The organism is Neobacillus nitrireducens, from assembly GCF_030915405.1.
Taxonomy (GTDB): domain Bacteria; phylum Bacillota; class Bacilli; order Bacillales; family Cytobacillaceae; genus Neobacillus.
Map to the genome: position 1 here is coordinate 4,856,114 of NZ_CP133262.1, position 25,437 is coordinate 4,881,550.

General features: G+C 37.9%; 24 protein-coding genes, 1 other RNA gene and 1 pseudogene. 21 read left to right on the forward strand and 5 right to left on the reverse strand.

Features of this window, described 5'->3' with window-relative positions:
* Positions 1–13: 13 nt before the first annotated feature.
* The 9 genes from panD (at position 14) to RCG22_RS23840 (ending at position 8,207) form a co-directional block, all read left to right on the forward strand.
* Positions 14–397, forward strand: a complete 384-nt coding sequence (gene panD / locus RCG22_RS23800; RefSeq protein WP_066257130.1) for an aspartate 1-decarboxylase — start codon at positions 14–16, stop codon at positions 395–397.
* A 166-nt stretch (positions 398–563) separates the two neighbouring features.
* Positions 564–3,371, forward strand: coding sequence for an ATP-dependent DNA helicase DinG (dinG, locus tag RCG22_RS23805; RefSeq protein ID WP_308104963.1), 2,808 nt, complete (start codon positions 564–566; stop codon positions 3,369–3,371).
* Positions 3,372–3,461: 90 nt separating this feature from the next.
* Entirely contained in the window at positions 3,462–4,310 is an 849-nt protein-coding gene (locus tag RCG22_RS23810) for a ComEC/Rec2 family competence protein (RefSeq protein ID WP_308104964.1), read from the forward strand.
* 117 nt (positions 4,311–4,427) lie between these two features.
* Positions 4,428–4,598, forward strand: coding sequence for a YpmA family protein (locus RCG22_RS23815; protein WP_066257118.1), 171 nt, complete (start codon positions 4,428–4,430; stop codon positions 4,596–4,598).
* A 15-nt stretch (positions 4,599–4,613) separates the two neighbouring features.
* Positions 4,614–5,087, forward strand: coding sequence for a cell wall elongation regulator TseB-like domain-containing protein (locus tag RCG22_RS23820; protein ID WP_308104965.1), 474 nt, complete (start codon positions 4,614–4,616; stop codon positions 5,085–5,087).
* A gap of 32 nt (positions 5,088–5,119) precedes the next feature.
* Positions 5,120–6,316: a pyridoxal phosphate-dependent aminotransferase gene (locus RCG22_RS23825; RefSeq protein WP_308107236.1), complete on the forward strand. Its 1,197-nt coding sequence runs from the start codon at positions 5,120–5,122 to the stop codon at positions 6,314–6,316.
* A gap of 117 nt (positions 6,317–6,433) precedes the next feature.
* Positions 6,434–7,135: a DnaD domain-containing protein gene (locus RCG22_RS23830; protein WP_308104966.1), complete on the forward strand. Its 702-nt coding sequence runs from the start codon at positions 6,434–6,436 to the stop codon at positions 7,133–7,135.
* A gap of 60 nt (positions 7,136–7,195) precedes the next feature.
* Entirely contained in the window at positions 7,196–7,858 is a 663-nt protein-coding gene (nth, locus tag RCG22_RS23835; protein ID WP_308104967.1) for an endonuclease III, read from the forward strand.
* A complete protein-coding gene (locus RCG22_RS23840) occupies positions 7,851–8,207 on the forward strand; it encodes a YpoC family protein (protein WP_308104968.1) in 357 nt (118 codons plus the stop codon). The genes nth and RCG22_RS23840 overlap by 8 nt, the downstream gene beginning before the upstream one ends.
* A 46-nt stretch (positions 8,208–8,253) precedes the next feature.
* Here the strand turns inward: RCG22_RS23840 and RCG22_RS23845 are convergent, their stop codons facing one another.
* Complete coding sequence (locus RCG22_RS23845; protein WP_308104969.1) at positions 8,254–10,830, reverse strand: transglycosylase domain-containing protein; 2,577 nt, start codon at positions 10,828–10,830, stop codon at positions 8,254–8,256.
* A 29-nt stretch (positions 10,831–10,859) separates the two neighbouring features.
* Complete coding sequence (recU, locus tag RCG22_RS23850) at positions 10,860–11,468, reverse strand: Holliday junction resolvase RecU (RefSeq protein WP_308104970.1); 609 nt, start codon at positions 11,466–11,468, stop codon at positions 10,860–10,862.
* A gap of 196 nt (positions 11,469–11,664) precedes the next feature.
* Here recU and RCG22_RS23855 point away from each other — a divergent pair, with 196 nt between their 5' ends.
* The 3 genes from RCG22_RS23855 (at position 11,665) to RCG22_RS23865 (ending at position 13,913) form a co-directional block, all read left to right on the forward strand.
* The gene (locus tag RCG22_RS23855; protein WP_308104971.1) at positions 11,665–12,642 is read left to right on the forward strand and encodes a DUF2515 family protein; all 978 of its coding nucleotides are present in this window, start codon (positions 11,665–11,667) and stop codon (positions 12,640–12,642) included.
* Between the two features lie 554 nt (positions 12,643–13,196).
* Positions 13,197–13,472: a hypothetical protein gene (locus RCG22_RS23860; RefSeq protein ID WP_098261608.1), complete on the forward strand. Its 276-nt coding sequence runs from the start codon at positions 13,197–13,199 to the stop codon at positions 13,470–13,472.
* 81 nt (positions 13,473–13,553) lie between these two features.
* Positions 13,554–13,913, forward strand: a complete 360-nt coding sequence (locus RCG22_RS23865; RefSeq protein ID WP_308104972.1) for a DUF1798 family protein — start codon at positions 13,554–13,556, stop codon at positions 13,911–13,913.
* A gap of 33 nt (positions 13,914–13,946) precedes the next feature.
* Here RCG22_RS23865 and yppF read toward each other — a convergent pair whose 3' ends face one another.
* The gene (gene yppF / locus RCG22_RS23870) at positions 13,947–14,156 is read right to left on the reverse strand and encodes a YppF family protein (protein ID WP_098261606.1); all 210 of its coding nucleotides are present in this window, start codon (positions 14,154–14,156) and stop codon (positions 13,947–13,949) included.
* Between the two features lie 189 nt (positions 14,157–14,345).
* Between yppF and RCG22_RS23875 the strand changes: the two genes are divergently transcribed.
* Positions 14,346–14,909: a YppG family protein gene (locus RCG22_RS23875; RefSeq protein WP_308104973.1), complete on the forward strand. Its 564-nt coding sequence runs from the start codon at positions 14,346–14,348 to the stop codon at positions 14,907–14,909.
* 54 nt (positions 14,910–14,963) lie between these two features.
* Here RCG22_RS23875 and RCG22_RS23880 read toward each other — a convergent pair whose 3' ends face one another.
* Entirely contained in the window at positions 14,964–15,446 is a 483-nt protein-coding gene (locus RCG22_RS23880; RefSeq protein ID WP_098261605.1) for an Hsp20/alpha crystallin family protein, read from the reverse strand.
* A 190-nt stretch (positions 15,447–15,636) separates the two neighbouring features.
* On the opposite strand from RCG22_RS23880, the gene hcp reads away from it, so the two are divergent.
* Positions 15,637–16,935, forward strand: coding sequence for a hydroxylamine reductase (gene hcp / locus RCG22_RS23885; RefSeq protein WP_098261604.1), 1,299 nt, complete (start codon positions 15,637–15,639; stop codon positions 16,933–16,935).
* A 244-nt stretch (positions 16,936–17,179) separates the two neighbouring features.
* On the opposite strand, the gene RCG22_RS23890 is transcribed toward hcp, so the two are convergent.
* Complete coding sequence (locus RCG22_RS23890) at positions 17,180–17,878, reverse strand: Crp/Fnr family transcriptional regulator (RefSeq protein ID WP_098261603.1); 699 nt, start codon at positions 17,876–17,878, stop codon at positions 17,180–17,182.
* 210 nt (positions 17,879–18,088) lie between these two features.
* Here RCG22_RS23890 and RCG22_RS23895 point away from each other — a divergent pair.
* From RCG22_RS23895 to RCG22_RS23930, 7 genes and pseudogenes are all read left to right on the forward strand, one after another.
* Positions 18,089–20,366: pseudogene (locus RCG22_RS23895) on the forward strand (DEAD/DEAH box helicase).
* A 16-nt stretch (positions 20,367–20,382) separates the two neighbouring features.
* Complete coding sequence (locus tag RCG22_RS23900) at positions 20,383–21,636, forward strand: ribonuclease H-like domain-containing protein (RefSeq protein ID WP_308104974.1); 1,254 nt, start codon at positions 20,383–20,385, stop codon at positions 21,634–21,636.
* A 387-nt stretch (positions 21,637–22,023) separates the two neighbouring features.
* Positions 22,024–22,467: a CotD family spore coat protein gene (locus RCG22_RS23910; protein WP_308104975.1), complete on the forward strand. Its 444-nt coding sequence runs from the start codon at positions 22,024–22,026 to the stop codon at positions 22,465–22,467.
* A 131-nt stretch (positions 22,468–22,598) separates the two neighbouring features.
* Positions 22,599–23,156: an SLOG family protein gene (locus RCG22_RS23915; RefSeq protein ID WP_308104976.1), complete on the forward strand. Its 558-nt coding sequence runs from the start codon at positions 22,599–22,601 to the stop codon at positions 23,154–23,156.
* Positions 23,157–23,302: 146 nt separating this feature from the next.
* Positions 23,303–23,605: a cell division regulator GpsB gene (gene gpsB / locus RCG22_RS23920; RefSeq protein WP_066257064.1), complete on the forward strand. Its 303-nt coding sequence runs from the start codon at positions 23,303–23,305 to the stop codon at positions 23,603–23,605.
* A gap of 79 nt (positions 23,606–23,684) precedes the next feature.
* An RNA gene (gene rnpB, locus RCG22_RS23925) (RNase P RNA component class B) lies at positions 23,685–24,088 on the forward strand.
* 178 nt (positions 24,089–24,266) lie between these two features.
* Positions 24,267–25,424 carry a THUMP domain-containing class I SAM-dependent RNA methyltransferase gene (locus RCG22_RS23930; RefSeq protein ID WP_308104977.1) on the forward strand — a complete coding sequence of 386 codons (1,158 nt, stop codon included), beginning with the start codon at positions 24,267–24,269 and terminating at the stop codon, positions 25,422–25,424.
* Positions 25,425–25,437 lie beyond the last annotated feature (13 nt).

Here is a 25,437-nt window from a genome sequence, read left to right on the forward strand (position 1 = left end):
GAGGAGAAATATAATGTTTCGCAACATGATGAACGGAAAAATCCATCGTGCAACTGTTACAGAGGCTAATCTAAACTATGTAGGCAGTATCACTATTGATGAAGACTTATTAGATGCAGTTGGAATGATTGCAAATGAAAAGGTGCAAATTGTGAACAATAACAATGGTGCACGGCTAGAGACTTACATTATTCCCGGCGAAAGAGGCAGTGGTGTCATCTGTTTAAATGGTGCAGCTGCCCGCCTGGTGCAAAAGGGTGATATCGTTATTATCATTTCCTATGCGCTTGTTGCTGAAGAAAAAGCAGCAACACATACACCCAAAGTAGCAATAATGGATGAAGACAATCGTATAAAAGAACTGATCAATAAAGAACCGGCCCTCACGATTATGTAATCCCCATTTCCGGGGATTTTTCTTTTTTAACGGGAGTTCTATATAATATACATAATAATAAGCGTAAACTTAATAGTAGAGTTGGCAGCTCTTATAAGTATATACTTTTTCTTTTAAAGATAATGTGATACCGTTTTAATGAACGAAGGTTTGGGGTGTTAATGAAATGATAAATAAATTCGTCGTAATTGATTTGGAAACAACGGGAAACCTTCCAAAAAAGGGTGACAAAATCATCCAATTTGGTGCTGTGGTCATTGAAGATGGAAAAATCACAGAAAAATTTTCGTCATTAATCAATCCAAATAAATCCATTCCTATATTTATTGAAGAATTGACCGGTTTAAATGATGACATGGTGAAGGAAGCGCCGCTATTTTCGGAAATAGCGGAAAAAGTTATGAATTTGCTGGATGGAGCTTATTTTGTTGCACATAATGTTTTATTTGACTTGTCGTTTCTTCAAGATGAATTAATCCAATCGGGTCATGAAGGTTTCTTTGGCCCTGTCCTTGATACGGTTGAAATGGCTAGAATACTTTATCCAACAGCAGATGGGTATAAATTATCCGATTTAGCAGAGAAAGAAAATCTTAATCATGATCGCCCGCACCAAGCGGATAGTGATGCACAGGTGACTGCTGAACTTTTTTTGATTCTACTAGATCGTTTGACATCATTACCATTAGTAACGCTAAAGCAGCTTTCTTATTTATCAGGTGGTCTTAAAAGTGACCTGCAACAATTCATTGATGACATACTGGTAAACAAAGAGGACACACTTGAACAATTAACGGAGTCCATCGAGATTTTTAAAGGAATTGCCCTAAAAAGGCCAGCTGAGCAGACAGGAACGACTAATTCGGGTAAAGAATACCAATTTCCAGCAAGTGAAGTTGAAAAAACCGGGTTGGTTAACCATGCTTTTGAAGCCTTTGAAATGAGGTCAGGTCAATTTACGATGATGGATACGGTGTATCAATCCTTTCAAACGGAAAGGCATACATTGATTGAAGCGGGAACAGGTGTCGGAAAATCACTTGGATACTTGCTTCCGATTGCCTATTTTTCAAAACAAAAGGGACTTCCCATTGTTGTAAGTACGCATACCATCCAATTACAAGAACAAATTCTAAAAAATGAAATCCCGCTCTTGGCTAAAATTCTTCCCTTTAATCTGACCACTGTTCTCTTAAAGGGAAGGAACCATTATATTAGTTTAGAAAAGTTCAGCCGAACGCTGTCAGATGATAATGATAATTACGATACAGGTTTAACCAAAATGCAAATTCTTATTTGGCTGATTGAAACTGAGACAGGTGATCGGGATGAATTGAACCTATCAAGTGGCGGGCAATTATTCTGGAATAAGATTAAGAACGAACCTGCTTTATTTTTGCAGAATCAAGTATGGCAGGAAAAAGATTTTTATTTGAATGCCAAAAGAAAAGCACAATCCGCCGATATAATTATTACCAATCATTCTTTGCTTTTAAGTGATATTAAAGGCGAAGGGACAATTTTGCCTGATTATTCTTTTGCGATTATTGACGAGGGGCATCAATTTGAAAAAGTGGCAAGTCAGTTTTTTGGCCATACATTAGATTATTTGTCTACCAGGCTCTTATTAAGTCAGTTTGGTGTTTATGAACAAAAACTGCTCTTTTATGACTTGGAGCGGCTTATCGCTTCAATACCAAAGAAAACGGAGATGGTACCACCACCACCAGTCACTAAGTTAAATCAACTGAATGTTGACCTTGCTTTTGAAACAGATGAATTTTTTCAATTGATTGCTCTATTTGCGAAATCTAAGCTTATTAATAAAAAAGGAATGAACCGTGCCAAAGTTCGCTTTTCTCTTCAAGATGAGGCAAAGGAAAAAAAGGCACTTGTCCATAGTGCAGAAAGGTTCGCCTTTTTACTAAAGGATTTTCATTCAGTCATTATTGAACGACTCGAATGGATTAAAAAAGAAAGTGATACGTTAACGCGTTCCCAAGAAAATAAAATGGAAGAGATTCAATCTTTTTTAAATGAACTGATAGAATTAAGAAACACAGTTATTTATTCCTTTATCAAACAAACAAGTGATGTAAAATGGATTGAAATAGATATTCGTTCAACGCAGAATGTGACTACCTTTATAGCTCAGCCAGCGTCAGTGGCCGACCAATTAAAGGAGCAATTTTTTCAACTCAAAAAAGCGGTAGTCCTTACGTCTGCTACTCTAACCGTGAATAAATCATTTGACTATATTATGAAGGAAATTGGGCTCGATCCTGTTTCAACGATACAACTAACCATTCCTTCTCCATTTCAATATAATCAGCAGGTTCAATTGTTAATCCCTGAAGATATACCGGAAATAAACACAGTTTCGTTAGAGGATTATGTTATTTCTATAACCGAACATATCATCACCATTGCAGAGGCAACCAAAGGAAGAATGCTTATCCTCTTTACTGCCTATGAGATGTTAAAGAAAACCTATGAACTAATTAAAGAAAGTGGTTTTTTGCATGACTATGCAATGATTGCTCAAGGGATAACCAGTGGGAGTCGAACAAGACTAACTAGGAATTTCCAAAGGTATGATAAGGCTTTATTGCTAGGGACAGGTAGTTTCTGGGAAGGGGTAGATATCCCTGGTGAGGATTTATCTTGCCTAGTTATTGTTAGGCTTCCATTTAGTCCGCCAGATGAACCGCTGACAGAGGCAAAGTGCCAATTAATCGAAAAACGCGGGGGTAATTCCTTTTCAGAATACTCACTCCCTGAAGCAGTCCTTAGATTTAAACAAGGATTTGGACGCCTCATTCGTACGGAAAATGACCGTGGGATTATTGTTGTCTTTGATAAAAGGATTGTAACGACCAAGTATGGCAAGGCCTTTTTGAAATCCATCCCTAATGTTCCTATAAAAAAAGGTAGAATGGATGATTTAGTTGAGATTATTGACTCTTGGTTATGATTCATGGTCATTAATTAATGGGAGCCGATGATTATTATACAGGATAATATTTGGTAAATTGCACATCCTATATATTATGGGAGGTGTGTCATGAGAACCTTACTATTATTATTGTCCATATTCATCCAATCCACTTTGTTGGTAGAGGCAGCAAAGCCAACTTCAAATATAGAAAACATTGACTTAAATATTCGGGATCATGAATTAGCTGTTACATTTTTAGGACTTACTGAAGGCGAAGCCACCCTTATTCAAGGTTCAAGTGGGGAGAATATCTTGGTAAATACCGGGGGTAAGGAAACAGATGCGGAATTGGAAGGCTGGCTAAACCTTTATGATGTAAAGGAAATATCAAAGCTAATTCTGACTAGTAACGAGCATGAGCTTTCTGAAAAGCTAATCAATAGGTTAATAACAAAGTTTAGCATTAAAGAAATTATTACTACTCGGGAGATATCTGCTCAATTATCTAAAAAACTAAACGTAACCAATAAACCTGCAGTTATCTCCTGGGAGCAGGGAACAAAGGAAAAGATTCTTCCTGAAGTCACTGTAGTGGTTCAATTTGTAGGAAATGAACCCAACGAAGGTATGGATTTTACATTGAATTTTTTTAATCACCGAATTTTCCTGATGACTTCATTCACGCAGCGTGCAGAGGAAACTCTTTTGAAGAAGAATTTGGAAAACATAAATGTATTTAAGATTCCTAATTATGCAGCGGAGGACTCTTTATCAGAGAAACTAATCCAGTATTTAAATCCGCAAATTTCGATTCTCTTTCCACCTGAAGCAGAGCAGCATGACCCAGATATACTCATTGACCTCCATGAAACATGGTCTGAAATCTATTCAACAAAAAAACATGGTACCGTAACTATTAAATTCACAGATTCTAACTATGAAGTCATAACAATCCCGATCGAAGAAGTGGAATAAGAAAAAATTAGAAAAATTAATATCATCACAGGCCCTCTTTTTACTTCTACCTGTTATAATAATGGATAAGATTTATCAAAAGTTATAAAGGAATAGGTAAACATTGGAGGAAATAGGATGGAAAGTAAAATTGAAGTTTTATCAACCGTAAAAATCCAGCATAGTCCGGATTTGTATAAAATTGTTGATTCCCTTAACCGGACACTGAAGCAAAAAGATCTTATGTTCGGACTTGCTCTGGATCAAGAAAATAAAAATACAGCGATTTTTACCATTTATCGTACATAAAGAAGTGATTGTTTAATGAAAAAGTGGATTATATTTTGCGTTTTATTTGTATTAGTGGTTATTGGTTTATTAACTAATGTATATTTCAAATCTATGAATCCAATTAACACGGCAGAGAAAAAAGCTGTCGCACTAGCCAACAAGGAAATATCTTTGAAGGAAATTGAGGATTTTCATATTTATAATGGCATAGAAACGGTTAATGTCATTGAGGGGAAAAGTACGAATGATGAAAAAATCATCGTATGGATTCCAGAAAAAAGTAAGCAAGTTTTCGTAAAAAAAGCAAAGGATGGCCTTTCAAAAGAAGAAGCTATTCAAAAACTTTTACAAGAAAAAAACCCTAAAAAGATTATTTCAGTGCGACTTGGCATGGAAAAAAATATCCCCTTGTGGGAAATTTATTATCGTTCTGACAATAATTTAATAAATTATTACTATGTTCACTTTGACACAGGTGAATGGCTAAAGAAAATTGAAAACCTATAAAAGAGAAGGAAATTGGAGGAATTGGCATGGTAGTGGAACTAGCAAATCGAGTGAAGGCACTTACACCTTCGACAACATTAGCAATTACTGCAAAAGCAAAGGAATTAAAGGAACAAGGGGAAGATGTGATTGGCTTAGGCGCTGGTGAACCTGACTTTAATACCCCGCAGCATATTTTAGATGCCGCGTTGCAATCAATGAATGAGGGGCATACGAAATATACACCTTCAGCGGGCTTACCTGCATTAAAAAAGGCGATTATTAAGAAATTTGAAACGGATCAAGAGTTATCCTATAAACTAAATGAGATCATTGTCGGAAATGGAGCTAAACACGTTCTTTATACATTATTTCAGGTTCTATTAAATGATGGCGATGAGGTTATCATTCCTACGCCTTATTGGGTCAGCTACCCAGAACAAGTCAAATTAGCAGGTGGCGTACCTGTTTATATCGAAGGATTAGAGCAGAATCAATTCAAAGTCACTCCGGATCAATTAAAAAGGGCCATCACAAAAAATACGAAGGCCGTCATCATTAATTCACCAAGTAATCCAACCGGTGTGTTATATACGGCAGATGAACTTTTTGCCATCGGAAAAGTTTGTCTTGAAGAGAATATCCTCATTGTTTCAGATGAAATATACGAAAAGCTTGTTTATGGAGAAAATAAACATATCTCGATTGCACAACTTTCTCCTGAACTTAAAGAGCAAACTATTGTGATCAATGGTGTCTCTAAATCACATTCAATGACAGGTTGGAGAATTGGGTATGCGGCTGGGAATAAAGTAATCATTGAGGCGATGACAAACCTCGCTAGCCATAGTACTTCTAATCCGACAACTACTGCCCAGTATGCAGCAATTGCTGCTTACAATGGCTCACAACAGCCTGTAGAAGATATGCGTCAGGCGTTTGAAGAAAGATTATCGATTATCTTTGATAAACTAGTTGCGATTCCAGGTATCACATGTGTGAAACCGCAAGGAGCCTTCTACCTTTATCCAAATGTAAAGAAAGCAGCAGAATTGACAGGGTATCATGATGTGGATGCTTTTGTTGAAGCTTTACTAGTAGATGCTAAAGTTGCTGTTATCCCTGGTTCGGGCTTTGGAACACCTGACAATATTCGGCTTTCCTATGCAACGTCTCTAGAATTATTGGAGAAAGCAGTAGAGAGAATCCATCAATTTGTTACATCCAAATCAAGCATAGTCAATAATTAAAGCGAAAAAAAGTCTGCCAATAACTTGCAGACTTTTTGCTTTTAGTTACCAAAGATGGATGCCTAAAACTCTTACTCCGGTTATTTGTTCGTGGTATACTAAACAGGAGGTGTCCGAATGATGAAAACAAACCTATTAGCATGGATTCAAGAAGGGAATATTACAATCCCAACATTATTATTTTCTGAATACCGCAATCTAAATTTAAATGAATATGAACTTGTTCTTTTATTAAATATACTGACCTTTTTAGAAAAGGGGCATGAATTCCCTACTCCAGATGAGTTATCGGCACGAATGACAATTACGATTTCGGAATGTAATGATATGCTTAGAAGGTTGATTCAAAGAGGGTTTATCGAAATTACCGATGAATATACAAACGAAGGCATTCGTTATGAAAAGTATACTGTCATTCCTTTATGGGAAAGACTTGTAGAACATTTCCTTAAAAATAATATAAATACTAAAGAAACTGATAAACAAGATGATGAAACAGACCTATATACTTGTTTTGAAAAGGAATTTGGCCGTCCGTTATCGCCATTTGAATGTGAGTCTCTGGCCATGTGGATGGATGATGATCATCACGATCCTATCATTATTAAAGCTGCTTTACGTGAAGCCGTAATGTCCGGAAAATTAAATTTCCGTTATATTGATAGAATTCTTTTTGATTGGAAGAAAAGCGGGATAAAAACGATAGAGCAAGCGAAAACTCACGGACTTAAATTCCGACAAAAGCAAACACCTAAAGGGAATGTGAAGGGTGAGACACACCAACCGACTGTTCCCTTTTACAATTGGTTGGAACAATAGTTTTAATAAACGAGAGTGTTATCTCTCGTTTTATTCATTTAATCGTAGTAGGTGAGAATTATGTTAAATAATACCCAAATCCGTTATTGCCTTGATCAGATGGGTAGGATGTTTCCAGAGGCCCACTGTGAATTAAATCATTCAAATCCATTTGAACTAATCATTGCTGTGGCCTTGTCTGCACAATGTACCGATGTGCTCGTAAATAAAGTAACCAAAACATTATTTGAAAAATACAAAACACCTAAGGATTATCTAGAGGTGACGCTTGAAGAATTACAAAGCGATATCCGTTCGATTGGTCTTTACCGAAATAAAGCTAAAAATATTCAAAGCCTTTGTCGGATGATTTTAGAAGAGTATAATGGGGAAATTCCAATGGATCGGGATGAGTTAACCAAACTGGCTGGTGTGGGCAGGAAAACTGCAAATGTCGTTGTGTCTGTTGCTTTTAATGTGCCAGCGATAGCAGTAGATACACATGTTGAAAGAGTAAGTAAGCGTCTAGGCATATGTCGATGGAAGGATTCCGTACTTGAAGTAGAAAAAACCTTAATGAGGAAGATTCCAAAAGACGAATGGTCAGTCACACATCATCGCTTAATTTTCTTTGGCCGTTATCATTGTAAAGCCCAAAATCCACAATGTCCAAGTTGCCCACTCTTAGAGATATGCAGGGAGGGCAAAAAGCGGATGAAAGGTCAGGTTTCCTCGAATGGATAATAAGGCAGACCAGATATCCAACCTTCTTAAGGAATGGGAAAATAGTAGAGACCAACTCGAAACATTATTCCGTGAACGTAAATATAAAAACGCAAAAGTGTTAATGGAAAAGGGTATTACATTGTTTATTCAGTTTTTGTCTTGGTCCAATGAAGTGCCGGTAGGACAGGGTGAACCTTTAACTTTTACCCAATATGAGTTTAAACCTGTAAATGTGGAAGAAAGGTTAGGTTTTGTCATCTCTAGACCCAATCTCTATCATTCCTATCGCCAACTATCTGAGTTAATGATTGAGCAAGAAAAGTTGTTTATGAAAAGGAATATATTAAAAAAAGCGTCGAAACCATAATGGTTCGACGCTTTTTTATATAGATTGGGCACTTTCGCTTTTCTTACTATGTCCCTGGGGTTACTGGAACTGCTCCTTCACCTGTCCCATTGTTGATGGGAGTCTCTGGAGTTGTAGTACCATCTCCAGTACCTGGATCGCTGCCAGTATTACCGCCATTTCCATTGTTGCCATTCCCGTTTCCGTTTCCGTTTCCATTGTTTCCATTTCCATTCCCATTCCCGTTACCAGGAGTAGTTTCATTACCAGGGGGAGTAGTGCCAGGGTTTTCTTCCTGGATTGGCAGTGGTATATCAATCGATCTTGTTGCGGGGGCACTTGTTCGATTGCCACTGATTGCAACAATAGTGAAGGTATACTTAGAACCCGGTACTGCAGGGATTGTTAATGATGTTCCAGATTGAGTATATTGCTTTTGACCAGAAGTGCTATCCACCGTTATTGTGAAAGTAACATTTGTTTTGTAATCCCATGTTAAGGTAATATTTTGATTTACTTCATCATATTTGGCATTCAGCTTTTTCGGTGTATTCAGTTTATCATACCTTTTTGAGACTCTATTAGGTGCATGACCTTTCACAGCATACTCGGTAACAATTTGGCTTCCCGGAGTGTATTGACTAGCTAATACCGGCGGCATCGAGCCTCTTTCAATCCGGACTCTTTGAACACTGTTTGGCATCTTAAAGTCAGGTGTATCGATATCCTTCGATACATAGGCCATTATGTTTTTAAATAACAATTGGGCTAAACGTTGATTATCTCCTACTGCGTTAATAGGGGTACTTCGATCTTTATAACCGGTCCAAATAGATGCGGTGTAATTGGTGGTATATCCGGTGAACCATGCATCAGGAACCGACCTGCTGCTTGGTATACCCCATTTTTGAATTTCTTCATCTGTATAATTTGTTGTTCCTGTCTTTCCGGCCATCGGAAGTCCGGGAACTTTCGCCCTTGTACCTGTACCGGGATATTCGAGGACACTCGTCATCATATCAGTAATCATAAAAGCGGTAGAGTCCTTCATTACTACCTTCGGTTCTGGTGCAGTGCTAATAAAGGTACCATCTCGCAACTTGATTTTCCTAATCGCATGTGGTTTGGTGTAAATACCCTTATTCCCAAAAGCACTATAGGCGCCTGCCATTTCAAGTGGGGAAACACCTGTTCTAAATCCGCCAATGGCGTAGGATTCAAAAATTTCTTTTAAAGGAATACCTAAATCCACAGCAAAGTTTTTGGCTTTATCCAGACCAACTTGCTGAAGAGTTTGAACGGCTGGTGAGTTTCGAGATAGTTGCAGAGCTGTTCTAATTGTCATAGCTCCCTTGTAGCTTTGGTCCCAGTTTCCAAATTTCTTCCCGGATGAATAGGTGATGGGTTTATCCTCTATCATTTCATAGGTTCCCCAATTTAAATATTCAATTGCAGGGGCATAATCGAGAACAGGTTTAATCGTTGATCCTGGTTGACGCTGTGTATCGATAGCATAATTAAACCCACGTTTAACTTTTTGGTTTCTTCCGCCTCCGATTGCACGGATTTCTCCTGTTTGTGTATCAAGGAGGGCAACCCCGGCTTGAAATTCATCATCCGGATAATCAATAATGTCTGATTTATTGAGAATGTCCTCTACATAGGTTTGTGCATCTGGATCTAAGGTTGTATGGATGGTTAATCCATCAGTAAAAATATCAAAATCAGATGTTTCCTTCACTTCATCTATAACAGCATCTACAAATGAATCAAAAGGTTTTTCATTTACAATCCGTTGTTTTTCATTCAAAACAGTTGATTTAACCGATACCTTTTTTGCTTTTTCCATCTCTTGTTTCGAAATAAAGCCGTGCTGCTCCATTAACGTTAAGACAATATTTCGTCTCTTTTCAGCTAAATCCGGATGATCGAAAGGATTATAATTATTTGGACTTTGCGGCATTCCGGCAATTTGGGCTGCTTCTGATAAAGTTAAATCTTTTAATTCTTTACCATAATAAATTTTTGCAGCGGTAGCAATCCCATGACTATTTTCAGAAACATACACCTTATTGACATACATTTCGAAAATTTGGTGCTTTGTATATTGCTGTTCAAGTTGATAGGAAAGCCATGCTTCTTCGACTTTTCGCTTTAACGTTTTTTCAGGAGTTAAAAATGAGTTTTTTACTACCTGTTGTGTGATGGTACTGGCACCTTCTGTACCAAGTCCGTGTTGGATGTTGGCTAACACAGCACCTCCCAATCGAATGGGGTCAATTCCATGATGCTTATAAAAACGATAATCTTCTGTTGCTAAAATCGCATTTTCAACAACCTGCGGTATATCTTTATAATTTACATATTCCCGATTAACGGCACCTACTTCAGTAATTAACTTGTCATCTTTATCTAAAATCTTCGATGGGATCGGATCTTTTAATAATTTCGGGTCAAGCACGGGAGCATCCTTTACTAAGTAGGCGAAAGTACCCACCCCGGCAAGAATTCCAATTATACCAAGGGCCATTAAAGCAAGAAAAATTTTCTTAACTAAACCACCGGATTTCTTCTTGGGTTTTGGGTTACCTTTGGATTGGAGTTTCTTCCGGCGCTCCTCTCTTGATTGGTACTGATCTGACATTGTAACATTCCTTCCTTTCGATCCTGCACTCAATAATGAAGCTTATCTATTATTTTAATATAGTCAATTCGCGGTTGAAAACCAAGTGGAATCAGATGCCCTTGTTGTTCCACTTCCTCTTTGGTAATTGATTTTCTGCCTCCATTAGTCATCCTTTCCCAAAATGTTAACAGGTGTTTTGCTTCAAGTAAAAAAACCTGCTCATATCTCGTAAAACGAAGGATGACAAAACAAATCCCTCCTTGATTCAACACTTCTTCCATATGCTGTATCTGGTGTTGATGGAAATTCTTTAATGGAAATGAGGTAGGGTTCTGTGTTTCTTTTGCCTCGAAATCAATATACTTTCCTTTATAGACTCCGTTATAATCCGTGGTGGAGGCTAGTTTAAAATACGCCTCTTTGATTACTGCAGCACTACGGTTTGGATAATCAACCTGGACGATTTGAACGGGCGTCGGTTTCTTATGAATAACCGCTACATTTCTCACACGGTAATATTCATTTGTTTCATTTAAATCTTCCTCAAGTGTCATCCCTCTATTACTATAAGAACCATTTTTTTTCTTTTTCATTTTATTTTCTGAATCAGGTTCTCTTGGTATGTACCTTTTTCCGTTTGGATAGTTAAAATTCATGCCTTACACCTCTCAAGCTCTTCCTTATCATATCAAATCTTTGTGAGAAAGGGGTGTATAAAATAGATTTGCATACACACTCTAATAACAATTGTACCTGGAATGCCTAATTTTAACATGATGCATTTGCCATAATTGAATACAACCTCTTTCATAGAATTAATAATCTATTAAAAAAATTTAAGGGAAGATGAACATGAATCATCTTACAATACAGGAACGAACAATCATTCGTCAAATTGCAGCTGAAACGAATAAAAAAAATGTTGATAACATCTCGAGGACAGAAGCGTACTTTTCTTTTTTTAAAAAAAATCCAGATATCATTTGGTCTTTCCTAGCAAGTATGGTTTCTAGAAATGGCGGATGGAATATGTGTGACCTCCAAGGGTCAATCTTCCCACAATTACTTTCAGATATGACGAGAAAGCAGCTTTTTCTTACCTATGAGCGGGCAAATTGGTTGATTTTTCATGATATCTTTCCCCAATTATTGGTCTATCAATATTCGACGAAATTAAATCGACAAATGTTTCATTTACTTCCTCATTTTCATGTGTCAACTTTTATTCAAAAAGAATGGGTTCGATATTGGAAAGAAAATGATAAGGATAGACTAACCACTTCTTTAATTATAAATGAACAAAACGTCATTCAAACTCCTATCATTGATCACCCTGTTTATAAGAAGAAAGTGTTCCAATCAAAGATTTTTTCTTTTCAAGATTGGCTTCACTTCAGTTGTGTGCTATTTCCGACCTGCGGAGGCGAAGTATATGGTGCCAGTGCAAATGGTTTCAAGTCACTTTCAAAAAGAATTAACTTAGGAAAAAGGCTTGCTAGCATCCTTTTTCATCCACGACTCTTTCCCTATTTTTATGAATTTGCTGAAAAAACACCGCATACAGGCTCAAGAAATGATTATGAACAATATTTTAGGACAAAAACAGGACAGAAAACACCGATTTTACGAGCAAGTTTTCCCGTAATAAAGCATAACCAACATGTTTATGAGGATTGGAGTAAGCATCGCAGGGTATCCCCTGTTTGGCTGCATTTACCCGCAAAACATCGTCAGCCTATTCACATTACTGATTGGTATTTTGCTAAATCAAATCAGCTTCAATTAATGCTCGCCCTGCAAAGGACCTTACAGTTAAAAAAGTGGAAATAAAAAAGCAAGGGAGTGTTACCCTTGCTTTTTGTGTGATAGTGTCTAGCTCCAGCGCCCAGCGGCTAGTGTACTTCGCTCTTCTTCCTACGATAAGTCAACATCGGATCGCTTCGCTCTCCGTGTTTCCTTTATCTCAGTCGAAGCGCTCCACAAGGAACGCTTCGTCAGCATATGCACCGCACGAAGAAAAAGCGTTAGCTTTTTCGAGGAGTCCATACGCCGCTAAACGGGCGCTTCCGCTTTTCTTATTCTGCAGGTCGGTTTTCACCGACAAGCTTTTTATCACCAAAGCCTGTCTTTTTTTCCGTATTTGATTGAACTGTTTGCTGCTTTTTGTTTTGTTTATTATTTTTTGTCATTAAAAAACACCTCCAATCATAGCTTGTGCGCATTTTTATTTTTTCATTCAGGCTATATTGATGTCGAAAACATAAGGGAAAAATGCCATTTTACCACTACCTTTGACGAATAGCTTCTAGTTTTGTCATGGTGGAAGGAAGCTAGTAAAAGAAAGAGAATTATACTTAGTAGAAAACGCTGGGAGGGGTCAATAGATGAATAAGCCATTGTCCGATAAGGAAACGTTGATTTCGATGCTGACTGAAATATATGTTCAGTTAGAGGATTTGGAAGTGGTGCTTGAAGCATCCTTCTCAGACCTGCGCAAAAATTTAGACAAGGATGAGCAGGCTAAATTAATTGTATCTAAACAAAAATTAAAGGGACTAGAAGAAAGTATCGATCTAGTTAACTCCATTTCTAATTTAGAAGTCGCCGGCTCCAATCCAAATCATCTGCCCAGAGCCTTACAGCTTGAAATGGGCTTTTAATTACCGTTAAAATAGAATAACGATTAAAGCAGCATGATAGTTTCATGCTGCTATTTATTTTTTTTCAGAAAGGGTTTTAAAATGATGTCTGATGAAATCGTCCAATTAACTGAAAAACTGTTAGCTTATAATGGCTTATTCATGAAGTACTTTCAAGAGGGTAGAGAGACGGGGGTCAAGCCTGACTTTCATGAAGTGATTAAACCTTTTGCCAATGAAGTAAAGGAAATCACTGAACAATGGAATCGGGCCATGAAGAAATGGCTTTCAGAAACAAATCATAAACATCTTCATCTGAAGCAAATCGAAACGACATCTGAACACATAAACCAGTTATCCATCCAATCCTTTTTCCCGGAAACTAGCAAAACAAGATTTTTAAATACGAATCGCACGGTAGATTATTTTCTCTTAGAAATTTTAAAAGAAGTAAAAAAATAGAAAAGAGATGCATTTGCATCTCTTTAATGTTTATTAAGAATGTTCGATGAGGGAGTTTTCATTTTCCATATCTGGAATTACCGCGCCCTGTTTTTCAAGTTCACGGACAAGAAGACGATATTCTTTAATAGTAATATCGTTATGAATATACGCTTTCTTAGCAAAATCCATTAATGCATTAACATCATCAGTAGTATATTCCCTGCTTTGAATAAATTTGCCTTTTAATTCGCGAATGTCCATCTCTATTTTCTCCTCCTTCATCCTTTTTTCTATCGTATCATGAAAAGAAAGGATTTCTAGTTTTTAAAATATTTAAACTTTAGACAAAATTCTTGTCTTTATGACATTGGGTATCTTCCCAATGGAATCACCTTTCCTTCATTCACTACATAAAGTGTAGTAGATAAATTGCGGAGGAGATGTTTGCCCATGTTTGGAAAGAAAAGACCGACGAATTACTTCAATAATGGATACCCGGGGCAAATGGTGCACCAAGGTCCAGTTGGTCAGTACAGGAATCAGCATCCTTATAATAGTAATCAACCAGTCCATTACCAAGGTCCACCTCAAAACTATGATTGGACCGCTTACCAACAACCAAATCAACAAATTCCTTATTATCCGCCAATGTACCAGCCATATGGGCAAAACTATCAACCTGGCTATGTTTCACAAAATACGCAATACACTAGCCAGCCATTTACGCAAAAGGATTCGCAATTCTTATTCCAGAATCCATTGCAGCCTCAAGATGAAATCGTTCAAAAACCACAATATATGCCAATGAATGGTTATCCGGTAATGAACCCTTACCCTAAGCAAAGTGCAATTCCTAAACAGCCAGGCGGAGTTCAAACATTTATGAATTCCTTCAAGTCCCAAGATGGGTCGGTGGATATTAATAAAATGGTGAACACAGCAGGCCAAATGATGAATGCCGTAAGTCAAGTTTCATCACTTGTAAAAGGCTTTGGTGGAATATTTAAAGTGTAATAAAAAAGACGGCTTATATACGAGCCGTCTTTTCATATGATGATGAAATGTAATTTAGTCTTCGATTTCAATCATGTTCCCCTTTTCCTGAGGAATTCGAACTTTTAATAAGCCATCCCGATAGGAAGCTTTCACATTCTTTTCAATAATTGTATGAGGCAGTGAAATGGTTCTGGATGATTTCTGTTGTAAATACTTTCTTCGGAAGATCTGATTTTGCTCATCTTCAGATGTTTCAAGTTCTCTATTTTCCACGGAAATTGTAAGATAATTACCCGAAATATTTAAATGGATTTGCTCCCTTTTAACCCCAGGCAGTTCAGCAGAGATAATATATTCGTTATCTGCCTCTATTGTGTCAACGTGGAAGTTTGCCCCCGGTGGAAAGGGACTTTTAAAAAAATCATCGATAGACTGCAGAAAGCCTTTAATTGGTCTTTCATTGAAAAAGTCGTTCATTATTCTTATTAATTCTCCAAAGGATTCTGATTTTTGCTTTTTAGAGTCATTCTTATCACTTGGTACCTTAGATGACATTAGGTTCCCCTCACTTTCCAATATTTCACTTGCTAGTATATGCTGACAAAATTAGGTAGGTGCCGCCATATTATTGCAACAAATTTTTGAACGAATTATTACAGTTTGTTTATAAGTGATATATATCACATTAAAAAATAGGAAGGATTTGTATACTCTAGCAGTAATTAATGGAAAGTGAGGAATATATATGTTTTGTTATCAATGTGAACAAACCCCTTCAGGCGGATGTAATGTTATTGGTGTATGCGGAAAGGATGAAACGATTGCCAGCTTACAAGATACGATTATTTTTGGGTTAAAAGGAATTGCAGCTTACCGGACACATGCCAATCAACTTGGTTACACTGATCCATTTGTTGATGCAACCACACATGAAGCTCTATACATGACATTAACCAATTCCAATTTTAATGTTCAGGAACATATTGATATGGCAATGAAAGTAGGTCAATCAGCGGTTAGGGTCATGGAAATTCTTGATGAAGCTCATACCAAGCGTTTAGGTATTCCAGAGCCAATCCGTGTCAGCCAAAACAAAATTGAAGGTAAATGTATTGTTGTTACAGGACACAACTTATTTGCTTTAGAGGAATTATTAAAGCAAACAGAAGGTAAAGGTATCAACATCTATACCCATTCTGAAATGCTTCCTGCGCACGGTTATCCAGCACTGAAGAAATATTCTCACCTAAAAGGGAATATTGGAAAAGCTTGGTACGACCAACGGCGTTTGTTTGAAGCATTCCCTGGGGCCATTCTTGCAACGACTAACTGTGTGATGCCGATTAAAGGAACCTACGCAGATAGAATGTTTACATATGAAGTAGCAGGACTTGAAAATGTTGAGAAAATTACCAATGATGATTTTACTCCACTGATTGAGAGAGCATTAGAGCTTCCTGAAGCAGCAATTGAATCTGAAGAAACGTTACTTACAGGGTTCCATCATGAGACGGTTCTAGGCTTAGCTCCTGAAGTAATTGATGCTGTCAAAGCTGGTAAAATCAAACGCTTCTTCGTGATTGCCGGCTGTGATGCACCTGGTCCTGGCGGGAATTATTACCGTGAACTGGCTACATCATTGCCACCAGAGACGGTTATCTTAACGACTTCATGTGGGAAATTCCGCTTTAATGATGTAGACTATGGTGTTGTGCCAGGAACGGATATTCCTAGGTATATTGATTTGGGTCAATGCAATAACTCAGGTTCAACTGTTAAAATTGCTCTAGCTCTGGCAGATGCATTTGGCTGTGAGGTAAATGAACTTCCTGTCAGCATAGTTTTATCTTGGTTTGAACAAAAAGCAGTGGCCATTTTGCTTGGACTGTTTAGCTTAGGAATCCAGGATATCCGCATTGGTCCAAAGCCGCCTGAATTTATTTCTGAAGGAGTATTACAGGTCCTTCAAGACACCTTTAATCTAAAATTGATAGGTACAGCAAAAGAAGATATGGAAGACATGCTTCAGCTTTCATTAAAATAAATAACAAAAGGCGAAAGCGCCCGTTTAGCTGCGTATGGGCTGGAGCGCTCCAACTGAGATAAAGGAAACACGGAGAGCGTTAGCGATTCGATGTTGACTTATCGTAGGGCGGAGAGCGAAGCCCACTAGCAGTTGGGTGCTGGAGCTGGATTCAGAAAACTATTTCAAGTTATCCACAATAAGTAATTTTCTAATTTCCTAATCAAACAAAAAAGCCGCAGCATCAATGTGCTGTGGCTTCTGTTTAGAATAAATTAATTTCTTCCATGAGAATTTCAACATCGACGATCATGTTTCCTTCATCATCTACTTCTATTAACTCATCTTTTTTCATTTTTGTCAGGGTTCTGCTAATTGTTTCTCTTGTTGTGCCGATCATATTAGCAAGGTCCTTGTTGGTGAATTCGGACTTCAATAGAATGGTCCCATCTTCTTGTTCTTTACCGTGCTTCTGAGCAAGCCGAATCAAAAGTTTGATGATTTGTTCATAGGTATTATTAAGAATTTGCTCTTCTAATCTGTTTTGTAAATCGACAATTTTTTCACCTAATACTTTAAACACCTTAATACATAGCTCAGGGTTTTCAATCAAAACGGTTTCAAATTTTGAAATTGGAATCGCAATGAGTGTTGAGGGCTCAAGTACTTCTGCATAGGCTGGGTAATCACCTTTTCTGAAAAAACCTACATGGGGAAACATTTCACCTTTTTTAGCAATCGCAACAATTTGTTCTTTGCCATTAATATCACTTTTGTAGATTTTAATTTTTCCATCATAAATAAAATAGACATTTTCAAGTGGGTCGCCTTGGAGAAACACATGACTCTGTTTTTTCCATTCCCTTGTAATCGCTATATCAGAAATCTTCGTTATTTCAAAATCATTTAATTCTCGAAAAAGGGTAAAAACAGAAAGTACCTTTTTTATCTCTTCAATTTTCATTCCATCACCTTCACAAATATATTCCGTTATTACCTATTGTAACAAAAATTTAAGCAATAGTTTATTGTTATTCATATGAATTGTATAAGTAACGGTTAAAATTATTTCACTTCAGGAGAAAAGTACCAGGTATTTCAAAAATAAAAATGTCATTTTTACTTTTGTTACGAACGTTCATTCGTTAAAATAGATGTAATGAGGTGATGAAGTATGAAGTTGAAAAAAAACTTGCAAGAAGTTTTGTCAGACTTAAAAATAAATGATCAATTTAAGGAAAATATCGTCACATGGCACACCATCGAAGAAAAACCGGCTGAAACCGTTCCGCTTCCTATGAACCTCCATCAGGTTTTAAGGAGCGCACTAGAAAGTAGGGGGATTGAACAACTATATACACATCAAAAATCGGCCTATGAAAAAATTATGGACGGGAAAAGTATCGTCGCCGTTACTCCGACAGCTTCAGGTAAAACCCTTTGCTACAATCTTCCGGTTTTGCAATCGATTTTAGCAAATTCAAGTACACGTGCTCTTTATATGTTTCCTACGAAAGCCCTCGCGCAAGACCAAAAGAGTGAAATCAACGAGATTATCCAAGCAGCAGGCGTGGATATTAACAGCTATACGTATGACGGGGACACACCGGCAAATATTCGACAAAGAGTGAGACAAGCGGGCCATGTGGTTATTACTAACCCCGATATGCTCCACTCAGCAATCCTGCCCCATCATACGAAATGGGTTTCTTTATTTGAAAACCTTAAATTTGTTGTCATCGATGAACTTCACACCTATCGGGGGGTGTTTGGCAGTCACGTGGCCAATGTGATCAGAAGGCTTAAACGTATTTGCAGGTATTATGGGAGTAACCCTGTATTTATTTGTACATCCGCTACGATTGCGAATCCACTTGAGCTGGCAGAAAATCTAACCGAAGAAAAAATGCATCTGATCGATAACAATGGGGCCCCTAGCGGGACAAAGCACTTTCTATTCTATAATCCACCTATTGTAAACAAACCATTAAATATTAGAAGAAGTGCGACACTAGAGGTTCGGAAAATCGCTGGGGAACTATTAAAAAATAAAATTCAAACCATCGTTTTTGCTAGAAGCAGAGTGAGGGTCGAAATCATTCTGACTTATTTACAAGAATTAGTGAAAAACCAATTGGGGGCAAAGTCGATAATGGGTTATCGGGGCGGGTATCTTCCAACCGAACGAAGGAAGATTGAAAAAGGGCTCCGTTCAGGTGAGATTTACGGTGTAGTCAGTACCAATGCTCTCGAACTAGGTGTTGATATTGGGCAACTTCAAGTATGTATCATGACAGGCTATCCTGGGACGATATCCAGCGCTTGGCAGCAGGCAGGAAGAGCTGGAAGAAGGCATGGAGAAGCCTTAGTCATTATGGTGGCAAGCTCCAGTCCTCTTGACCAATATATCATCCAGAATCCAGATTACTTTTTTAATAAAAGCCCGGAAACAGCAAGGATTAATCCTGATAATTTAATTATTTTAATCGACCATATGAAATGTGCTGCCTATGAACTCCCTTTTACAGCAGGCGAGCAATTTGGAAGTGTAGAAACAGAGGAACTGCTAGAATATTTAACCGAAGAACAAGTCCTTTACCGTAATGGTGAAAAGTGGTATTGGATGAATGATTCCTTTCCAGCTCATAACATTAGCTTACGGTCGGCATCACAGGAAAATGTAATCATCGTGGACCAAACAGATGTTGCGAATGTAAAAGTTATAGGGGAAATGGACCGCTTTTCTGCGATGACGCTCCTCCACGACGAAGCGATTTATTTACACCAAGGTACTCAATTCCAGGTAGAAAAGCTTGATTGGGATGAAAAGAAGGCGTTCGTTAGAGAAGTGGATGTAGACTACTTCACCGATGCAAATTTAGCGGTTCAATTAAAAGTCCTCGAAGTCGACAAGCTTCTATCGAAAGTGGATGCTGAGTTTGGTTATGGGGATGTTAGCGTAAGGGCGATGGCAACGATTTTTAAAAAAATTAAATTTGAGACACACGAAAATATTGGATCCGGCCCCATCCATTTGCCCGAAGAAGAGCTTCACACAAACGCTGGCCTGGATTTCTTTAAACCAGTCCATGTCAGAAATGGGCCATGAGCGACTCGAACAGGGGCTTGTCGGAACTGCGCATGCCCTAAACCATATCGCACCATTATTCGTAATGGCCGACCCTCAGGATATTCATGTTATTCCGCAAGTAAAGGCAGACCATAACGAAAAGCCAACCATTTTCTTTTATGATCGCTACCCAGGCGGGATTGGATTAAGCGAAAAAATATACAGCGGTATGTCAGAAGTATTTGATGAAACAAAGAAAATGATTACTCGCTGTCAATGTGAATCGGGATGCCCGTCATGTATTGGTACAGATACCATTAGTGAAACAGCAAAAAGGGACGCCTTAAAAATTATTGAAGCCTTTATAAAATCTTCAATGTAGAAAAGGAAGATAAAAGATGTCGTTAAAAAGTAAACTAAATCGTTTAAAACCACATCTTTCTGTTGGCAATCCATCTGAAAAAAATAGTACATTGCCTCCTCAGGAAGCGAGCATTGAGATTCCATTCAGGGAAAGATGGGAGCAAGAGAACGTTTTTCCATATTTTATCGACAAAGATTACTGTTTGATCAGAGAAGTGAAATATCCACTCTCCTATCAGCATGGACACTACTGTTTTCGTGACTTTTTAACCGCAGTCGATATTTGGAATCAACAGCCCGTTAACCATCCTTTATCAGCAGAAGGGCATCAAGCTGAAGAATTATTCTTTTTTGATACGGAAACAACTGGTCTTGGCGGTGGGGTGGGAAATACTATTTTTTTACTTGGCTATGCCAGCATTTCTGGTGATTCCCTTATTTTAAGACAACATATTTTACCGCACCCGGGAGCCGAGGTTCCGTTATACCAAAGCTTTCTAGAAAAGGTGAATTATAAAACGCTGGTTACCTACAACGGAAAATCGTTTGATTGGCCCCAGGTAAAAACTAGGCACACCTTAGTTCGAGAACATGTCCCAAAGCTGCCGCAATTTGGACATTTTGACTTATTTCATGCAGCAAGGAGGCTTTGGAAGCATAAATTAGAACGGTTAAAGTTGGCAATAGTTGAAAAAGAGGTCCTTGGGGTCGAAAGGGTTGATGATATCCCTGGCTTTTTGGCACCGATCATTTATTTTGAGTTTATTGATAGTAAACAGCCTGATGGTATGCTTGGTATTCTCAAACATAATGAAATTGATATTTTATCACTTATAACCTTGTATACTCATATAACCTTTCAACTATGTGGAACAGACAAAACTCAAACAAGACCCGAGTCCTATGAGGTAGGGCGCTGGTTTGCTGCTCTTGGAGAAAAAAATGAAGCAAAAAAATTTTTGACCAAGCTGGCCACGGGTAAGGATTTTACTTCCTATCAAGCAAAATATGCTCTGGCATTGCAGAATAAAAAGGATCTCAACTGGGAATGTGCACGGAATTTGTTTTCTGATGTGGTTGATTCTGGTGATAACCGGCTGATGTTAGAAGCATGCGTAGAACTTGCAAAAATACATGAACATAGGCTAAAGGATTATCCACTTGCGAAAGATTATTGTCAAAAGGCGATGATCATTGTATCCGAGATGGAAAACCCGCCTATTATGACAAATCAAAGCAGCTTAGAGCAACTTAAGTTACGTCTTAAAAGGTTAGATCGAAAATTATAAAAAGTGGGTCTGAAGTTTGTTTTTTGTAAAGTTCACTTTTTTGCCACAAATTGAGTGAAATTTAATTTAAAAAACCAGTATTTCCATATTGTTTATCATAGTTGAAAGAGGTAAAATTTGAATTTGGATTGAGGAAAAAAAACGACTATTTAAACATTTGGAGCTGGTAGTAATATGTATAAAGCGATTTTATTCTTATTTTTTATTGTCGTTTGTTTGACTGCAGTTATTTTTACGAGTTTAAAAGATAGCTTTTATTCTTTTTTATAAATGAAGAAGCATGGCATAAACGTGTAAAACTAAAAAAATAGGTGTTTTCATTAGTACAAGAGTAATCCCTTCAACATAGGCTGTAATGTAAACCAATAACTGAAGGGAGATTAATATATGTATCTTGGAACTAATTTTATGCCGCCAGTCATTCATCCGACTAAACAAATTGTGAATCATACGTTTTCAACAACGGTGGTTCCGCATATTCACCCTGTCCACACTACAACGGTGAATCACCATATGTATCAACATAAACATTACTGTCCACAAACAGCATCGTGTACTGAGGAGTGCTGCAACCAGCATATTGATTGTTGTAACACATGTGCACCAAACGTAATGCCAGTAGCAGCACCTGCTGCAAATGCACTACCAAATGCATTGCCAAATGCTATGCCTGGAATGGGTGGTCCAGGTTTCGGCCCAGGAGGCCCTGGTTTCGGCCCAGGAGGTCCAGGTTTCGGCCCAGGAGGTCCAGGTTTCGGTCCAGGAGGCCCAGGTTTCGGCCCAGGGGGTCCAGGGTTTGCACCGGGACCATTCATGGGTCCTAGACGTTAATTGAAATAATGTCTATTGCAGGGGCTTTTAGCCCTTGTTTTTTAATTGTTTTCTTTACTTATATGATATGCTTGTACTATTCAAATGTTTATCCATTTTAAAAAAAATTCTTGGCGAGGAGAACATTCTTTATGAAAGTTCTGACCATTTCAGGTTATAAACCTTTTGAATTAGGAATTTTTAAAAATGATCATCCCTCTGTATTATTTCTCAAAGCTGCTATAAAAAAATCACTGATTCCAATGTTAGACGAGGGTCTAGAGTGGGTGCTCATCAGCGGTCAATTAGGTGTAGAGCTCTGGGCTGCCGAAGTTGTATTTGAATTACAAACAGAATATCCAGATTTAAAACTTGCTGTTATCACGCCGTTTTTAGACCAGCAAGCTTCATGGAAGGAAAATAATCAGGAATGGTATGAGTCAGTCTTAGCACAAGCAGACTTCATTGATTCTGTTTCGAAAAAGGGCTATGAAAAACCTTGGCAATTTAGGCTAAAAAATCAATTTTTTATTGAAAAAAGTGAGGCACTCCTCCTTCTTTACGATCAGGAAAGGGATGGGAGCCCAAAATACCTATATGAAATGGCTCTTGAATACCAAAAAAAACATCCATTTCCCATTGAACTTATCACATTTTATGATTTACAAATGATTGTTGAGGAAGAACATATGAAACAGCAAGACTTTTAAACTTATTGGTCATTTTTTTAGATGGAAATCCATATATTGAAATGATTTATAAATTCTTACATTTAACGACACAAATGAAAATTGACAAAACTACATATTTTTGAAAAAATAATAGGTAGTGATTGGCGAATACCGAGGTGAATAGAATGCTATCAGATAAAGTGAAATTAACAGCTAAGGATATTTTAGAAAAAGAGTTTAAGACAGGTGTACGGGGTTATAAACAAGAAGATGTGGATAAGTTCTTGGATTTAATCATTAAAGATTATGGTACATTTCATCAAGAGGTTGAAGATCTTCAACAGGAAAATCTTCGTCTTCGAAAACAGCTTGAAGAAACATCAAAAAGACAACCAGCAGCACAACCTGCAGGGACAACAAATTTTGATATCTTGAAGCGGTTATCCAATCTTGAAAAACATGTTTTTGGCAACAAGCTCTACGATTAACAAGAAATAGGAAAATTTCCTGATAATAACCATTGAATTACCAGCGGTAAATACATATAATAGATTGTATTCATTAATAACGTTCGGGTAATCGCTGTAAGATGCATTTGTAATCTTGCAGAGGAAAGTCCATGCTCGCACGAGCTGAGATGCTCGTAGTGTTCGTGCCTAGTGAATTCATAAGCTAGGGCAGTTGGGGCTAGCATCCAACTGACGGCCGGGAAAATACCTAAGTCCTTTGGGATATGGTATGAATACCTATAAAAGTGCCACAGTGACGTAGCCTTTCCAGAAATGGAAAGGGTGGAACGGGTAAACCCCACGAGCGAGAAACCCAAATAATGGTAGGGGCACTTTCTCTGAGGAATTGAACAAGGAGAAGGACAGGTTCAAATTTGAACCTGTAGATAGATGATTACCACCTAAGTACGAGACACACCCGTGTCGTTTGTAGTACACTGGTACAGAACATGGCTTACAGGGCGTTATTAATGGGAATGTATGCTGGATTAAACGGCTCTCCTAATAAGGAGGGCTTTTTATTATTATAAATGTATATATTGCATTCGTTTCCAACTTTTTGTCAATAATGAAATCGAATGAAAGATTATTATATTAGTGAAAAACTTACATACAAATGAAATGAATTAAGGGTGGAAAAATGGGAAATTATCAATTAATAGCTACCGCGGCAATGGGGCTTGAAGCTTTAGTTGCCAAAGAAGTACGGTCATTAGGATATGACTGTGAAGTGGAAAATGGAAAGGTCATCTACACAGGGGATGAATATGCGATCGCTCGCAGTAATTTATGGCTTCGAACAGCAGACAGAATTAAAATCAAGGTCGGAGAATTTAAGGCATATACCTTTGATGAATTATTCGAAAAAACTAAGGCCCTCCCATGGGAAAAATTCTTACCTGAAGACGCAGAATTCCCTGTGGTTGGTAAATCTGTAAAGTCTACGCTCTTCAGTGTTTCTGATTGCCAGGCAATCGTAAAAAAAGCAGTTGTTGAAAGAATGAAACAACATTATAAGCGTAGTACCTGGTTTGAGGAAACTGGTGCTTTCTTTCGCATCGAAGTGGCACTTCTTAAAGACGTTGCTACGATAACCCTTGACACAAGTGGTCAGGGGCTGCATAAACGCGGTTATCGAGTCGATCAGGGGGAGGCACCCCTAAAAGAAACTCTTGCTGCTGCTCTTGTTCTGCTCACAAACTGGAAGGCAGACAGACCATTCATGGACCCTTTTTGCGGTTCGGGGACGATTCCTATTGAAGCAGCGATGATTGGGCAAAATATTGCTCCAGGCTTTAACCGGGAATTTGTATCTGAGCGATGGAATTGGATCCCATCAAAAGTATGGCAAGAGGCTAGAAATGAAGCAGAGGACTTAGCAAATTATGATCAACCATTAGATATTTTAGGAACAGATATCGACCATAGAATGGTGAAAATTGCCCAAGATAATGCTTTTGAGGCTGGCTTTGCGGACTTAATCCATTTCAAGCAAATGCAGGTTAGAGATATTTCTACAAACAAACAATACGGTGTCATTGTCGGGAACCCTCCATATGGAGAAAGACTCGGGGAGAAAAAAGAGATCGAAAATATGTATAAAGAAATGGGCCAAGCCTTCAATGCTCTTGATACATGGTCAAAATATATTCTGACTTCCCATGAGCAGTTTGAACAATTTTATGGACGGCCAGCTACCAAGAAGAGAAAGCTATTTAATGGTTTTATTCGTACAGACCTTTATCAATATTGGGGAAAGAGACCTCCTCGGCAAAATGAACAGATTCAAGAAAAATAAAAGGTTTAACAAA